General features: G+C 45.3%; 14 protein-coding genes. All 14 read left to right on the forward strand.

Annotated elements, in window-relative coordinates; all coding sequences use genetic code 11:
- Window positions 1-13: 13 nt before the first annotated feature.
- Window positions 14-748, forward strand: coding sequence for a SpoIIIAH-like family protein (locus V6984_RS10670; protein WP_342759984.1), 735 nt, complete (start codon window positions 14-16; stop codon window positions 746-748).
- Between the two features lie 180 nt (window positions 749-928).
- Window positions 929-2,080: a phosphopentomutase gene (locus V6984_RS10675; RefSeq protein ID WP_342759765.1), complete on the forward strand. Its 1,152-nt coding sequence runs from the start codon at window positions 929-931 to the stop codon at window positions 2,078-2,080.
- A 164-nt stretch (window positions 2,081-2,244) separates the two neighbouring features.
- Window positions 2,245-3,837: a peptide chain release factor 3 gene (locus V6984_RS10680; protein ID WP_342759985.1), complete on the forward strand. Its 1,593-nt coding sequence runs from the start codon at window positions 2,245-2,247 to the stop codon at window positions 3,835-3,837.
- On the forward strand, window positions 3,838-5,121 hold the full coding sequence (locus tag V6984_RS10685; RefSeq protein WP_342759766.1) for a transglutaminase domain-containing protein: 1,284 nt from the start codon (window positions 3,838-3,840) through the stop codon (window positions 5,119-5,121).
- A gap of 126 nt (window positions 5,122-5,247) precedes the next feature.
- Window positions 5,248-5,634, forward strand: coding sequence for an Asp23/Gls24 family envelope stress response protein (locus V6984_RS10690; RefSeq protein WP_342759767.1), 387 nt, complete (start codon window positions 5,248-5,250; stop codon window positions 5,632-5,634).
- 13 nt (window positions 5,635-5,647) lie between these two features.
- Window positions 5,648-6,043, forward strand: coding sequence for a transcription antitermination factor NusB (gene nusB / locus V6984_RS10695; protein WP_342759768.1), 396 nt, complete (start codon window positions 5,648-5,650; stop codon window positions 6,041-6,043).
- A gap of 11 nt (window positions 6,044-6,054) precedes the next feature.
- Window positions 6,055-7,278 (forward strand): exodeoxyribonuclease VII large subunit, encoded by a 1,224-nt coding sequence (gene xseA, locus V6984_RS10700; RefSeq protein WP_342759769.1) that lies wholly within the window; start codon window positions 6,055-6,057, stop codon window positions 7,276-7,278.
- Window positions 7,254-7,469 (forward strand): exodeoxyribonuclease VII small subunit, encoded by a 216-nt coding sequence (gene xseB / locus V6984_RS10705; RefSeq protein WP_342759771.1) that lies wholly within the window; start codon window positions 7,254-7,256, stop codon window positions 7,467-7,469. Before xseA ends, xseB begins: the two co-directional genes overlap by 25 nt.
- A complete protein-coding gene (locus tag V6984_RS10710; protein WP_342759772.1) occupies window positions 7,459-8,361 on the forward strand; it encodes a polyprenyl synthetase family protein in 903 nt (300 codons plus the stop codon). The genes xseB and V6984_RS10710 overlap by 11 nt, the downstream gene beginning before the upstream one ends.
- A gap of 13 nt (window positions 8,362-8,374) precedes the next feature.
- Window positions 8,375-10,243 (forward strand): 1-deoxy-D-xylulose-5-phosphate synthase, encoded by a 1,869-nt coding sequence (gene dxs / locus V6984_RS10715; protein ID WP_342759774.1) that lies wholly within the window; start codon window positions 8,375-8,377, stop codon window positions 10,241-10,243.
- A 25-nt stretch (window positions 10,244-10,268) separates the two neighbouring features.
- On the forward strand, window positions 10,269-11,078 hold the full coding sequence (locus V6984_RS10720) for a TlyA family RNA methyltransferase (protein ID WP_342759775.1): 810 nt from the start codon (window positions 10,269-10,271) through the stop codon (window positions 11,076-11,078).
- A gap of 14 nt (window positions 11,079-11,092) precedes the next feature.
- Complete coding sequence (locus V6984_RS10725) at window positions 11,093-11,947, forward strand: NAD(+)/NADH kinase (protein ID WP_342759776.1); 855 nt, start codon at window positions 11,093-11,095, stop codon at window positions 11,945-11,947.
- Window positions 11,948-11,997: 50 nt separating this feature from the next.
- On the forward strand, window positions 11,998-12,450 hold the full coding sequence (argR, locus tag V6984_RS10730; RefSeq protein WP_342759777.1) for an arginine repressor: 453 nt from the start codon (window positions 11,998-12,000) through the stop codon (window positions 12,448-12,450).
- Between the two features lie 61 nt (window positions 12,451-12,511).
- The gene (gene recN, locus V6984_RS10735; RefSeq protein ID WP_342759778.1) at window positions 12,512-14,197 is read left to right on the forward strand and encodes a DNA repair protein RecN; all 1,686 of its coding nucleotides are present in this window, start codon (window positions 12,512-12,514) and stop codon (window positions 14,195-14,197) included.
- Window positions 14,198-14,225 lie beyond the last annotated feature (28 nt).

The raw sequence follows: 14,225 nt of genomic DNA on the forward strand, positions 1-14,225 counted from the left end.
TCGCGTGAAAAATATGCTTAAAAAGAACCAGATTATGATTACTGCACTTGCAATTATGATTGCTGTTGCAGGTTACCTGAATTTTGCAGGTACGAAGGTTACAGAAGAGGATATAATGACAGTAGAAAGCGACACGGTGGTCAGCGACGATAACGGTTTGAATGCAGATAGCGCTGACTCCGATACGGTGGATACGGATGTTGCTTCGCTCTTTGATATTTCTGATGAAGATGCGGCTTTGGATTCCGCCTATGGAGATATTGAGAGCCTCGATTCCGATGGGGATGTAGTTGTTGCTGATTATCTCGATGAAGGAATGGCGGAGAACGTAGATGAAACCACTCCTGCTGATAGTGGAGTGCCGGGTGAAGCTGTATTTACTTCCACCGCCAGCACGAGCTCGCTTTCCGGTGCTAAGCTGTTAAAGGAACAAACAAGGGCAAAAAATAAAGAAACATTATTGGAAATCATCAACAACGCCAATATTACTGAGAGCCAGAAACAGGAAGCCGTTGATAATATGATAGCCCTTACGGATATTGCGGAAAAAGAGACCGCTGCCGAGATTCTTTTGGAAGCAAAAGGCTTTTCCGATGTAGTAGTGAGCATCAGCGACACCGGCGTGGACGTAGTAGTGAATGCGACAGAGTTGTCAGAGGCGCAGCGCGCTCAGATCGAAGACATCATTATCCGCAAAACCGGAGTAGCGCCTGAAACGATTATTATAAGCACGACCGCGGCAGAATAAGCAGAGTAATTAGGAAGTCAAAATAAGAAAATAAGCTTCCGTCTGTAAGAGAGCTTTTCGGCAAAAATATAAGAGTTTATTTGAGAGAAAAGATGTGCTATAATATGTAACGCTAGTCAGTAATTTGGACGCATCCGGCAGGCGGATGCGCCATGCAAAGAGAAGCAGAGAGGTGTACTTATGAAACGTATATTTTTAATTGTACTCGATAGTGTAGGAATTGGAGCGATGGAGGATGCGAAGGAATATGGGGATGAAGGTACCAATACCCTGTCTTCTGCCGCATCCAGTCCTTATTTTTCCATGCCTAATATGAGAGACATGGGATTATTCAACATAGATGGAGTTACCTGCGGGGAGAGGACTGAGAATCCGGCGGCCAGAATTGCCCGTATGAAAGAGGCATCTAAGGGAAAAGATACGACGATCGGACATTGGGAGATCGCAGGAGTCCTGTCGAAGGAGCCGCTTCCCACCTATCCCGACGGATTTCCGGGGGAGGTCATCGATGAATTCGTAGCCCTGACGGGAAAAGAGATACTGTGTAACAAGCCATATTCTGGCACGGAGGTAATAAAGGATTACGGCGATGAGCATGTGAAAACCGGAAAGCTCATCATATATACTTCTGCGGATAGCGTATTTCAAATCGCTGCCCATGAAGATGTCGTTCCCCTTGCAACCTTATATGGATACTGCGCCATAGCAAGAAAGCTGCTTGCCGGAAAACACGGGGTAGGAAGAGTGATCGCCAGACCTTTTGCCGGAGTTAGCGGCAATTATGTGCGCACTTCGGGAAGACATGACTATTCTCTGGAGCCGCCGGCAGTTACCATGCTGGACCAGCTTAAGGCGGAAGGCAGAGACGTTATTGCCGTAGGAAAGATAAATGATATTTTTGCAGGAAAGGGAATCACGGAATTCACCTATACGAAAAGCAATGAGGATGGAATCGATAAAACGCTGGAAATGATGGAAAAAGATTTTTGTGGACTGTGCTTCATCAATCTGGTAGACTACGATATGCTGTACGGACATAGAAACGACATCGATGGGTATGCAAAGGCTCTCACCTACTTTGACACGAGACTGCCTGAGATTCTTCGCAAAATGAGGCCTGAGGATGCGCTTATGATTACGGCGGACCACGGATGCGATCCGGGCTATACGGTATCGACGGATCATTCGAGGGAGCATACGCCGTTTCTTATGTACGGAAAAAATATAGAACCGAAGAACATGGGTACGAGAGACACTTTTGCGGATATCGGTGCAACGGTACTCGATTATTTTGAAATAGAGCCTCAGTTTGACGGAAAAACGATGCTGTAAAAGAGTTACTGTTCACACAGTAGCTTAACACTTGCTGTTAAGCTGCGTAAGAACGTGACTCAAGAGATGATTTCTGCTTCGCAGAGCGAATTTAAATGCAGAAATCATGCGTTGCTGTGAACGGAGTGAACAGTAACGTAAAAGAGAAACAGGAGGATAAAAATGTGAGCAACTATGCAGAGGAAATAAACAAGCGGAGGACTTTTGCGATTATTTCGCATCCCGATGCGGGAAAAACCACTTTGACGGAGAAATTTCTGCTCTATGGAGGAGCAATCAATCTGGCCGGAAGTGTAAAGGGAAAGGCTACCGCGAGGCATGCGGTTTCCGACTGGATGGAGATAGAAAAGGAGAGAGGTATTTCCGTTACTTCCAGCGTTCTGCAATTTGAATATGATGGTTATTGTATTAATATATTGGATACCCCGGGACATCAGGATTTTTCCGAGGACACTTATCGTACCCTGATGGCGGCGGATTCCGCAGTTATGGTCATCGACGCTTCCAAGGGTGTAGAAGCTCAGACGAGAAAGCTTTTTAAGGTATGTGTCATGCGGAAAATTCCCATCTTTACCTTTATTAATAAGATGGACAGGGACGCCGGTGATATGTTTGAACTTTTGGATGAAATAGAGCGGGAGCTTGGTATCGCCACATGTCCGATCAATTGGCCGATAGGCTCCGGCAAGAACTTTAAAGGTGTTTATGACAGAGGAGAAAAAAACGTAGTCATGTATGCGGATACGCAAAAAGGGACGAAGGAAGGGGAGATTACTGTAATCCCTATTGAGAAAGAGGACGAGCTTTCCAAGTATATAGGAGGGGACTTGAAGGGGCAGTTTTTAGAGGAAGTCGAGCTTTTAGACGGAGCCAGTGCGCAGTTCGACCTGGAGGTAGTGCAGGCCGGTGAATTGACTCCTGTATTTTTTGGCTCCGCCTTGACGAACTTCGGTGTGGAGATATTTTTGCAGTATTTCCTTAAGATGACGACTACACCGCTTCCGAGAAAGGCGGATATAGGATTGATACATCCGGTGGAGAACGACTTTTCCGCATTTGTATTCAAGATTCAGGCAAATATGAATAAGGCCCATCGGGACAGAATCGCATTCATGAGAATCTGCTCCGGGAAATACGAAGCAAGCATGGAAGTGAAGCATATTCAGGGCGGGAAGATCATGCGCCTGTCTCAGCCTCAGCAGATCATGGCAAGCGAGAGGAAGATATTGGATGAGGCATATGCCGGAGATATTATCGGAGTGTTTGATCCGGGAATTTTCTCCATTGGAGATACACTCTGCATGCCTAAGGAACAATTTCAGTATGAAGGAATACCTACCTTTGCACCGGAGCATTTCGCGAGGGTACGCCAGATGGATACGATGAAGCGTAAGCAGTTCGTAAAAGGGATTACACAGATTGCGCAGGAAGGCGCAATTCAGATTTTTCAGGAATTTAATACCGGTATGGAGGAAATCATAGTAGGCGTGGTAGGAGTACTGCAGTTCGAGGTCTTAAAATACCGGTTGGAAAAAGAATATAATGTGGAAATAAGGCTTGAGAATCTTCCCTATGAATACATTCGCTGGGTAGAGAATAAAGATATCGATATGGTAAAGCTGACGGGAACTTCCGATATGAAAAAGGTGAAGGATATGAAGGGGAATCCCTTGCTTCTCTTTATCAATCAATGGAGTATCGGTATGACACTCGACAGAAATGAAGGATTAATATTATCTGAATTTGGACGTGATTAAATGATGAAAAAGAATCGGATTGCCTTTTTACTAGTATTTCTTCTGCTCATGGGATGCGCTCCGGAAGTGAAATCGCCAGAAAAAGCGCCCGTAACGACGGCTGAAGAAAAAAATGCGGAAGAAAATGAGTACAAAACACGCGGGGAAGAGACAAATGAGGAAAGCTCAAAGGCCCCTCAGACCTTAGGGGAGTCGGAGAAGGACGATAATGCTGTCCGGGCTGCGCTTGGCCTTACGGAAGAAGAAATGCCGGGACTTATTGCCGCACAAAAAGGAAATTACAATTTCGAAAGGCTTACCGAAGAAGAGCAAATTATTTATACGGAAATATTTCAGGTGCTTTCGGGTCGGGGAGAGGATGTGCTCATTTCCAGCATGGATACGGGCAGCATAGATAAAGTTTTTCAGTGTGTCTTAAACGACCATCCTGAAATTTTCTATGTAGATGGGTATACCTTTACCAAATATACACTGGGCGAGGAATTGAAAAAGATTACGTTTACCGGGACCTATCACATCGATGAGGAAGAGGCGAAGCGCAGACAGAAACTCATCGATGCTTATGCGGAGAAATGTCTGGCGGGACTTCCAGCAGATTCGGATGAATACGAAAAAGTGAAGTATATTTATGAATATATCATAGGTGCCACTGAATATAATTCGCAGGCTGCCGATAATCAGAATATCTGTTCCGTCTTTTTATACGGAGAGTCGGTGTGTCAGGGTTATGCGAAGGCTATGCAATATCTGCTTGGGCGTCTGGATATTTTTTCTACGTTGGTAATCGGAAGGGTCTCCGACGGGGAAGGCCATGCATGGAATCTGGTAATGATAGACGGAAATTATTATTATGTAGACCCTACGTGGGGGGATGCCTCTTATCAGATGGAGGAGGCACAGGGTGACGCGGGATATGAGAAAGAGCATCTGCCGACTATCAATTACGACTACCTGTGCGTTACCACCGAACAGTTAAGCAAAACACATACCATAGAAAATGTGGTAGCCCTGCCGGAATGCAATTCCATGCTTGCGAATTATTATGTGCGGGAAGGGGCGTATTTTTCTTCCGTGGATAGGGACAAGCTAAAAGAGCTCTTCATAAAAGAATACGAAGAGGGGAGCACCTACGTCACGTTAAAGTGCAGCGACAAGACAGTGTACGAGGAGATGGAGGAGGCGTTGATCGAAGAGCAGGAGATTTTCGAATATCTGGACAGCCCGGACGGAGTTATCGCCTATGCAGACAACAAGGAACAGCTAAGCCTAAGCTTTTGGCTGTAAAAAGCTTGCGGTTTTACCCGTTTGCCGCGAAAGAAAGGTCTATGCAAAAGTCGTAAATTTTGGTATATTATACAAATAGATATATTTAATCAGAATTAAGTTTCGCACTGAATGGAGGTCGTTTAAATGGAAAAGGAATTAGATAGAAGCACGTATGTATTACAGGATGATGAAAGCACCGGGGCAGTTAAAATAGCGGATGATGTGGTTGCCATGATAGCAGGAATCGCGGCTACGGAGGTAGAAGGTGTTGCGTCTATGGCGGGAAATGCGACCAACGAGCTGATGAGCATGGTCGGCGTGAAAAATATGAAGAAGGGTGTAAAGGTCGATGTTCTTGATAAGGTTGTAGAAGTCGATTTGGCGCTTATCATGGAATACGGATTCAATATTCCCGTAACCAGCCGTAAGGTTCAGGAGAAGGTGAAGAATGCCATTGAAAATATGACAGGACTCGAGGTATCCAGCGTGAACATCCGCATCGCAGGCGTGAATATGCAAAAAGACAGATAGGAAGAGTATACCCATGGGAAGAAGAGAACTGCGGGAACAGATTTTCAAGTTGCTCTTTCGCGTCGAATTCAATGCGAGAGAGGATATGCCGGAGCAGGAAAAGCTGTTTTTTGAAGATGAGAATACGGCGGATGAAGAAAGCGAACGCTATATTTTGAAGAAGTATGAAGATATTGTTTCCAGGCTTGACATCATTGACGAGATGATTAATAAAGAAACGAAAGGGTGGGATACTTCCCGTATGGGGAAGGTAGATCTGACTCTTATTCGTCTTGCTGTTTATGAAATAAAATATGATGACGAAATTCCTACGGGAGTGGCGATCAATGAAGCTGTAGAATTGGCAAAAAAGTTTGGGCAGGATAATTCTCCCGGATTTATTAACGGAGTACTTGCTAAATTTGCTTAGGCGGGATAGTTATGCAGAATGTGTATACTGTAGCACAAATAAATTCATATATTAAAAATATGTTTACGCAGGATTTTATGCTGCAATCGGTATTCGTCAGAGGCGAAGTGAGCAATTGCAAATATCATTCTTCGGGGCATATTTATTTTACGTTAAAGGATGAGAAAGGAACGATTTCCTGTGTTATGTTTGCAGGAAACCGTTCCGGTCTTGCTTTTCGGATGCAGGAAGGACAGTCGGTAGTTGCCGGCGGAACGATAGATATATACGAAAGGGACGGAAAGTATCAGCTTTATGCCAAACAGATCGTATTAGACGGCGCAGGGCTTTTGTACGAAAGATTTGAGAGGTTAAAAAGGGAGTTGGAAGAAAGAGGGATGTTCGATAGCTCTTATAAGCAGCCGATTCCTAAATATATAAAAATGTTGGGAGTGGTTACGGCATCTACCGGAGCTGCGGTAAGAGACATAATCAACATCGCATCCAGACGAAATCCATACGTGCAGATCGTGGTATATCCCGCAATCGTACAAGGAGAACAGGCTGCTTCCTCCATAGTGAAGGGAATAAGGACGCTTGAGCACTATGGTGTGGATGTGATTATCGCAGGACGCGGAGGAGGCTCCATAGAAGATTTATGGGCATTCAACGAAGAGACGGTGGCACAGGCGATTTTCGACTGCAGTGTGCCGGTCATTTCTGCGGTAGGCCACGAGACGGATACGACGATTGCAGATTACGTGGCGGATTTGCGTGCGCCAACGCCTTCTGCGGCAGCGGAGCTGGCAGTATATGAATATAGGAAATATGAAGAAACACTTAGAGATTATGATTATACATTGAAGCGCCTGCTTAGGAATAGGCTTAACTTATACAAGGGCAGGCTGGACAATTTAAAAATAAAATTGAGATACTTGAGTCCCGCAGGGCAGATTCGGGAAAAACGAACTCTCGCACTTAAGCTGGAGGAGCGGCTGGAAGAAGCTATGCGCGGTAAAGTATCCAAAAAGAGGCATAGACTGGAGGTCTATATAGAGAGACTGAAGGGGCTGTCGCCCTTGGACAAGCTGAATCAGGGATTTTCCTACGTTTCAGATGAAACAGGCAGAACTGTGACGGATATTCACAGCGTGGAAATTGGCGATATGCTGCATGTCCACGTGAAAAACGGACTGATCAAAGCGAAAGCAGTAGATAAGGAGAGTGTTGTATGGGAGAAGAAAAAAAAGAACTGACATTAGAGGAAGCATTTTCCGAGCTGGAGGAAGCCGTGGCTAAGCTGGAATCTGAAGATATCTCATTGGAGGACTCCTTCTTCGTGTATAAGGAAGGGATGAACATACTGAAATACTGCAACGACAAGATTGACAAAGTGGAAAAAAAGGTTCTTCAGATAAATGAAGATGGTGAAGTGAATGAATTTTAAAGATGAGATGGCACAGAAAACCGGTCAGATAGAAAAAATTGTTCGTCGCTTTCTGCCGGAAGAAAAGGGATATCAGAAGACGGTGATAGAGGCTATGAACTATAGTATTCTGGCCGGCGGAAAAAGACTTCGTCCTATGCTTTTACAGGAAACTTATAAAATGTTCAATGGGGAAGAAGGCCTGGAGGAGCCTTTTATGGCTGCTCTGGAGATGATACATACCTATTCCCTGGTACACGACGATTTGCCGTGTATGGACGATGATGAGTACCGGAGAGGAAGGAAGACGACCCATGCCGTTTATGGAGAGGGCATGGCGGTGCTGGCGGGGGACGCACTTTTGAATTTCGCTTTTGAGACGGCGGTTTCAGCGTTTTCAAGGACGAAGAATGCGCAGGAGATGGAAAGGGTGTACAGGGCACTTTCCATTTTGGCAGGCAAGGCAGGCATATACGGAATGATCGGCGGGCAGACTGCGGATATTGAAGCGGAGAATATGGGTGGTGAGGTGACACAGGATCAGCTTCTGTTCATTTACGGATATAAGACGGCGGCTCTTATTCAGAGTGCGATGATGATAGGGGCAACGTTAGCCGGAGCCTCGGACGAGGAGCTTTTTAAGATCGAAACATGTGCTTATAACGTAGGCATCGCATTTCAGATCCAGGATGATATTCTGGATATCACGAGCAGTCTTGAGGTATTAGGTAAGCAGACTGGAAGCGATGAGAAGAATCATAAGTCAACATATGTTGCGCTGAAGGGGATGGAACGGGCGAAGGCGGAGGTGGAAAGTCTTTCGGTGGAAGCCGCAGGTATCTTAAGTTCGTTTGATAACAGAAATGAATTTTTGGAAGCTCTGATAAAACAGTTGATTACCAGAGAAAAATAGATGAGGTGCAGACATGCTGTTAGACAATATTCAAAAAGTTAATGATATTAAAAATATCGATGAAAAGGATTATCCGGCGCTAGCCGGGGAAATAAGGGAATTTCTTATAGAGAAGATAAGCGTGACGGGCGGTCATCTGGGCTCCAATCTGGGAGCCGTAGAGCTTACTATGGCACTGCATCTGGCGTTAAAGCTTCCCGATGATAAGATCATATGGGACGTAGGTCATCAATCCTATACCCATAAATTATTGACCGGAAGAAGAGACGGCTTTGAAACCCTGCGCAAATACGGCGGAATGAGCGGTTTTCCCAAACGCAAGGAGAGTAACTGTGACAGTTTCGATACGGGGCACAGCTCTACCTCCATATCGGCAGGACTGGGGTTGGTAAAGGCCAGAGACTTAAACGGTGAGAAACATACTGTGGTTTCCGTTATTGGGGACGGTTCCTTAACGGGAGGAATGGCCTATGAGGCGCTGAACAACGCCGCCAGGCAGGAAACCAATTTCATGATAATATTAAACGATAATAACATGTCAATTTCTGAAAATGTTGGAGGAGTGTCTAAGTACCTGAACAACATTCGGACTGCGGGAAGCTATCTGGATTTGAGAGATGGTGTATATAATACGTTAAAAGACATGCCTAAATACGGAGAACAGATGGTGAAGTTCATCCGAAGGGCAAAAAACAGCTTCAAGCAGCTGGTCATTCCGGGGATGTTTTTTGAGGACATGGGAATTACTTATTTAGGCCCCGTGGATGGACACAATATCGGCCAGATGGTGCGCGTATTTCAGGAAGCGAAGAAGATAAAGAAGTCCGTACTGATTCATGTGATTACCGAGAAAGGAAAGGGATATAAGCCTGCGGAGCGGCATCCGGCGAGATTTCATGGAGCGGAGCCTTTCGATGTGGAGACGGGACTTCCCCTTCGTTCGCGGACGAAGGCAAATTATACGGATATTTTCTCTACGGTAATGACAAAGCTGGGACAGCGGGATGAAAAGGTAGTTGCGATTACAGCCGCTATGCCTGACGGAACCGGACTGAAACGGTTCAAAAATATGTACCCCGACCGCTTTTTTGACGTGGGAATTGCCGAGGCGCATGCCGTTACCTTTGCGGCGGGTTTGGCGGCGGGCGGGCTTAAGCCTATCGTGGCTATTTATTCCTCCTTTTTGCAGAGGGCTTACGACCAGGTACTGCACGATGTCTGCATACAGAATTTGCCGGTAGTTTTTGCTATCGACAGGGCGGGACTGGTAGGAAGCGATGGAGAGACACATCAGGGGATTTTTGATCTGTCCTACCTTTCATCCATACCCAATATGCATATTATGGCTCCTAAGAATAAGTGGGAGCTGTCCGATATGATGAAGTTCGCGGTCGACTTTGAAGCTCCTATTGCTTTGCGTTATCCGAGAGGAGAGGCCTATGACGGTCTGAAGGAATACCGGGCGCCTATCGTATACGGAAAGGGCGAATATATCTATGAAGAAGAGGATATCTGCCTTCTTGCGGTAGGCAGTATGGTGAAGGTGGCGGAACAGGTGAGGAAGGAATTAAAGGAGAAGGGATATTCCTGTTCCTTGGTTAATGCCAGATTTGTAAAGCCTATCGATGAGGAACTGATAGAAGAGGCGGCGACGGGGCATAAGCTTTTTGTAACGCTGGAGGAGAATGTAGCCAGCGGCGGCTTCGGAGAGAAGGTCAGAGAATTCATGGACCGGAAGGAAATTGGCAAGACGCTGCTTACGGTGACAATTCCAGATGAGTATGTGGAGCATGGCAATGTGGATCTTTTGAGGCAGGAAATCGGTATAGACGAAGATTCTGTCGTAAAACGTATCATTACGGAATATGCAGTGCTGAAGTAAATAATGGAATGAGGAAGGGCAAAGGATGAAAGAACGTTTGGATGTTCTTCTGGTCAAATTAGGATATGCCCAATCCAGAGAAAAGGCGAAGGCGATCATTATGGCCGGAAATGTCTTCGTAAATGGGCAGAGAGAGGACAAGGCCGGCACCTCTTTCGAAGAGGCTAAATCGGTTATCGAGGTAAAAGGTAGTGCACTCAAGTATGTGAGCAGAGGAGGTCTGAAGCTGGAAAAGGCGATTCAGTCCTTCGATATTTCATTAGAGGGCATGATTTGCATGGATATTGGGGCTTCTACGGGCGGTTTTACCGACTGTATGCTGCAAAACGGCGCAGTAAAGGTATATTCTGTAGACGTAGGCCACGGACAGCTGGATTGGAGGCTTAGAAACGACGAACGGGTAGTGTGCATGGAAAAGACCAACTTCCGCTATGTGAAACCGGAGGATATCGGGGACATTCTCGATTTTGCATCGGTGGACGTATCCTTCATCTCCCTGACGAAGATACTGATTCCTGCCAGGGATTTGCTAAAAACGAACGGACGGATGGTATGCCTGATAAAACCCCAGTTCGAAGCGGGTAAAGAGAAAGTTGGGAAAAAAGGAGTCGTCAGGGAACCGGAGATTCACGAAGAGGTAATCGAGAAGGTGATGGATTATGCAATGTCTGTGGGTTTTCACATTCTGGGACTTCAATATTCGCCGGTCAAGGGACCGGAGGGTAATATAGAATATCTGCTGTATATCGAAAAAGAGGAAGAGAAGTCTGAGACTGTGCAGGAAGAAAAAGAAAGAATTGCAGAAACGGTAAGGGAAGCGCACCGGGAATTGTAGAGAGTATGGAAGGTATGGAATATTTTTATATTATTGCGAACAATCATAAAGACTGTAATTTGGAGAAGACGAATTATATAAGGACATATCTGGAAGCCCATGGTAAAAGGACCGGCATAGGCGGGGACGGGATACCCGAGAATGCGGACTGTGTGCTCGTGCTGGGAGGCGATGGGACGCTCCTTCAGGCGGCCAGAGATATGATCGATAGGGATACGCCCCTTCTTGGGATCAATCTTGGAACTCTCGGTTATTTAGCGGAGGTAGAGGAAGCCGGGCTGGAGGCGGCCTTAGAACAGCTCTTAAAGGGCGAATACGGAATCGAACAACGAATGATGCTAAGCGGAAGCGTAAAAAGGAACGAATTCCACGAAAACCTCCATCAGGAAAAGGGGATCCTGGATTATGACAGGAATGATTCCTATGCCCTGAACGATATTGTCATTACGAGGAGCGGTAGTCTGCAGATCATTAAGTTTAATCTCTATGTGAACGGACAGTTTTTAAACCGGTATAATGCGGATGGAGTGATCGTTGCAACGCCTACGGGCTCTACCGGTTACAATATGTCTGCAGGGGGGCCGATCGTGGAGCCTAAGGCGAAGCTTCTGCTGGTGACGCCTATTTGTCCCCATACCCTGAATACGAGAAGCATAGTTTTAGCGCCCGAGGATGAGATAGAGATAGAAATCGTGTCCGGCAGAGAGGATTCCGTCCAGCAGGTAGAAGTGAACTTTGACGGAAGCCACAAGCTTACTTTATATACCGGAGACAGAGTAAAAATAAAAAGAGCGGCGAAGACGACCGGTATTGTGAAATTGAGCAAGGTCAGCTTTTTAGAAGTATTGCATAAGAAAATGAGCGATTAAAGTGCATGGGCAGTATAGACTGTTTGGCTTAAAAGGGGAGGATAAAAGGTATGAAAAAGAGCAGACATGGTAAAATTGTCGAGATCATCGAGCATTATAATATAGAGACGCAGGATGAGCTCGCAGACAAGCTGAAGGAGGCCGGATTTGCGGTGACGCAGGCTACCGTTTCGAGGGACATAAGGGAACTGAAACTATCGAAAATCCCTACGGGAGACGGAAAACAAAAATATGTAGTGTTCAGACAGGATGACAGTCATCTGGGCGAGAAATTTATCAGAGTGCTGCGAGACGGCTTTGTTTCCATGGACATGGCACAGAATATTCTCGTCATCAAGACGGTCTCCGGCATGGCAATGGCAGTCGCTGCTGCTATTGACGCCATGAAGATGAAAGAAATCGTAGGCTCTATCGCGGGCGACGATACGATTATGATGGCCATAAGGACTGTGGACGATACGGCTATCGTGATGGACAAAATCCGAAAGATGATAGGGAATTAGCCGCCGGCTTAAAATGTTCGTATGTTATGATGTTTGCCCCAATCAAATAAGGAGTAGGAAGATGTTAGTAAGTTTACATGTAAAAAATCTGGCTTTGATCGATGAAGAGGAGATCTGCTTCGAGGAAGGTCTTAATATTCTGACCGGCGAGACCGGAGCGGGTAAATCGATTATTATCGGTTCTGTGAACCTTGCACTGGGAGCCAAGGCAGATAAGGACTTGATTCGTACGGGAGCCGAGTACGCTTTGATTGAATTGACGTTTAAACTGGATGATGAACAAAAAGAAGAATTAAAGAAAATGGATATTTTCCCTGAGGAAGACGGCATTCTGCTCATTCAGAGGAAGATAATGGCAGGCAGAAGCGTGTGCAAGGTGTGCGGAGAAACGACAGGGACGAAGCAGCTTCAGGAAATCGCAGGCCTCCTCTTGGATATCCACGGGCAACACGAACACCAGTCCCTTCTTCAGACGAAAAAGCATAAAGAAATTTTAGACGGTTATGCAGGAGATTCTCTTTCGAAGCTTAAAAATAACATCAGGGGGAAATATAATGACTATCAGCAAATCGGAAGGGAACTAAAGGCGCTGAATTCTGATGAAACCGCAAGAGAAAAAGAGACCTCTTTACTTCGTTTCGAAATAAAGGAAATTGAGGATGCCTCGCTTTTAGAAGATGAGGATGTGCGGCTGGAAAAGCAGTACCGCCTGATGACTAACGGCCGTAAAATAAAGGAATCGGTTTCTTTTGTCTATCGACTGACCGGCTATGATGAAGAAGAAAGTGCGGGGGAAAATATAGGAAGGGCTCTAAAGGAAATAAGGAATATATCAGGTTATGACGAGGCGCTGTCCGGTATGGAAGAGCAGCTTCAGGATATAGACGGCATTTTGAATGATTTCAACCGTACCGTAAAAGACTATTTGGAGGATTTGGAGTTCGACGAGGAGGACTTCGTACATACGGAAAGCCGTCTGAATTTAATTAATCATTTGAAGTCAAAATATGGAAATAATATAAAAGAAATACTTGCATATAAAGATGCCGGAGAAGAAAAGCTAAGTGTATTGGAAAATTACGAAGCTTACTGTGAAGGGAAGCTTATCGAATACGAAAAAACAAAGGAAGAACTGACTGTTTTATGTGGAAAAGCATCTGCTGTCCGCATAAAATATGCGAAAGAGCTTACCGGAAGCCTTAAAAAAGCTCTGTTAGATTTAAATTTTGAAAATGTGGAGTTTGATATACAGATCAGGCCTGATACCGAGAATATGGCGGCGGATGGCTATGACGATGTGGAGTTCATGATATCTACCAACAGAGGAGAGGCAATGAAACCCTTAAGTCAGGTGGCCAGCGGCGGCGAGCTATCCAGAATCATGTTGGCGCTTAAGACTGTTCTCGCAGATAAGGACGATATTCAGACATTGATTTTTGACGAGATAGACACAGGAATCAGTGGGAAGACTGCATGGAAGGTTTCCGAAAAACTGGGAATCTTGGGAATGTCCCATCAGGTCATTTGCATTACTCATCTTCCGCAGATTGCAGCAAGAGCGGATGTTCATTTTTTAATAGAAAAAAATGAAAAAGAAGAGCGGACGGTTACTACTATAAATAAAATTACAGGGCAGGATAGCCTGAAAGAACTTGCCAGAATGCTGGGAGGCGACAGACTTACGGAGGCGGCGCTTCAAAATGCAAAAGAAATGAAAGATTTGGCAAGAAATACAAAACAATACTAAAGTAAAATGTGCAAGTTTATCACATACT

It is taken from the genome of Kineothrix sp. IPX-CK (assembly GCF_039134705.1).
Taxonomy (GTDB): domain Bacteria; phylum Bacillota; class Clostridia; order Lachnospirales; family Lachnospiraceae; genus Kineothrix; species Kineothrix sedimenti.

Bases quoted from the DNA above. Each gene is read 5' to 3' on its own strand.
- recN (WP_342759778.1), top strand. From the start codon at position 12,512: ATGTTAGTAAGTTTACATGTAAAAAATCTGGCTTTGATCGATGAAGAG.
- V6984_RS10670 (WP_342759984.1), top strand. From the start codon at position 14: ATGCTTAAAAAGAACCAGATTATGATTACTGCACTTGCAATTATGATT.
- V6984_RS10685 (WP_342759766.1), top strand. From the start codon at position 3,838: ATGATGAAAAAGAATCGGATTGCCTTTTTACTAGTATTTCTTCTGCTC.
- nusB (WP_342759768.1), top strand. From the start codon at position 5,648: ATGGGAAGAAGAGAACTGCGGGAACAGATTTTCAAGTTGCTCTTTCGC.
- V6984_RS10710 (WP_342759772.1), top strand. From the start codon at position 7,459: ATGAATTTTAAAGATGAGATGGCACAGAAAACCGGTCAGATAGAAAAA.
- V6984_RS10675 (WP_342759765.1), top strand. From the start codon at position 929: ATGAAACGTATATTTTTAATTGTACTCGATAGTGTAGGAATTGGAGCG.
- V6984_RS10720 (WP_342759775.1), top strand. From the start codon at position 10,269: ATGAAAGAACGTTTGGATGTTCTTCTGGTCAAATTAGGATATGCCCAA.
- dxs (WP_342759774.1), top strand. From the start codon at position 8,375: ATGCTGTTAGACAATATTCAAAAAGTTAATGATATTAAAAATATCGAT.
- V6984_RS10690 (WP_342759767.1), top strand. From the start codon at position 5,248: ATGGAAAAGGAATTAGATAGAAGCACGTATGTATTACAGGATGATGAA.
- xseB (WP_342759771.1), top strand. From the start codon at position 7,254: ATGGGAGAAGAAAAAAAAGAACTGACATTAGAGGAAGCATTTTCCGAG.
- argR (WP_342759777.1), top strand. From the start codon at position 11,998: ATGAAAAAGAGCAGACATGGTAAAATTGTCGAGATCATCGAGCATTAT.
- xseA (WP_342759769.1), top strand. From the start codon at position 6,055: ATGCAGAATGTGTATACTGTAGCACAAATAAATTCATATATTAAAAAT.
- V6984_RS10725 (WP_342759776.1), top strand. From the start codon at position 11,093: ATGGAATATTTTTATATTATTGCGAACAATCATAAAGACTGTAATTTG.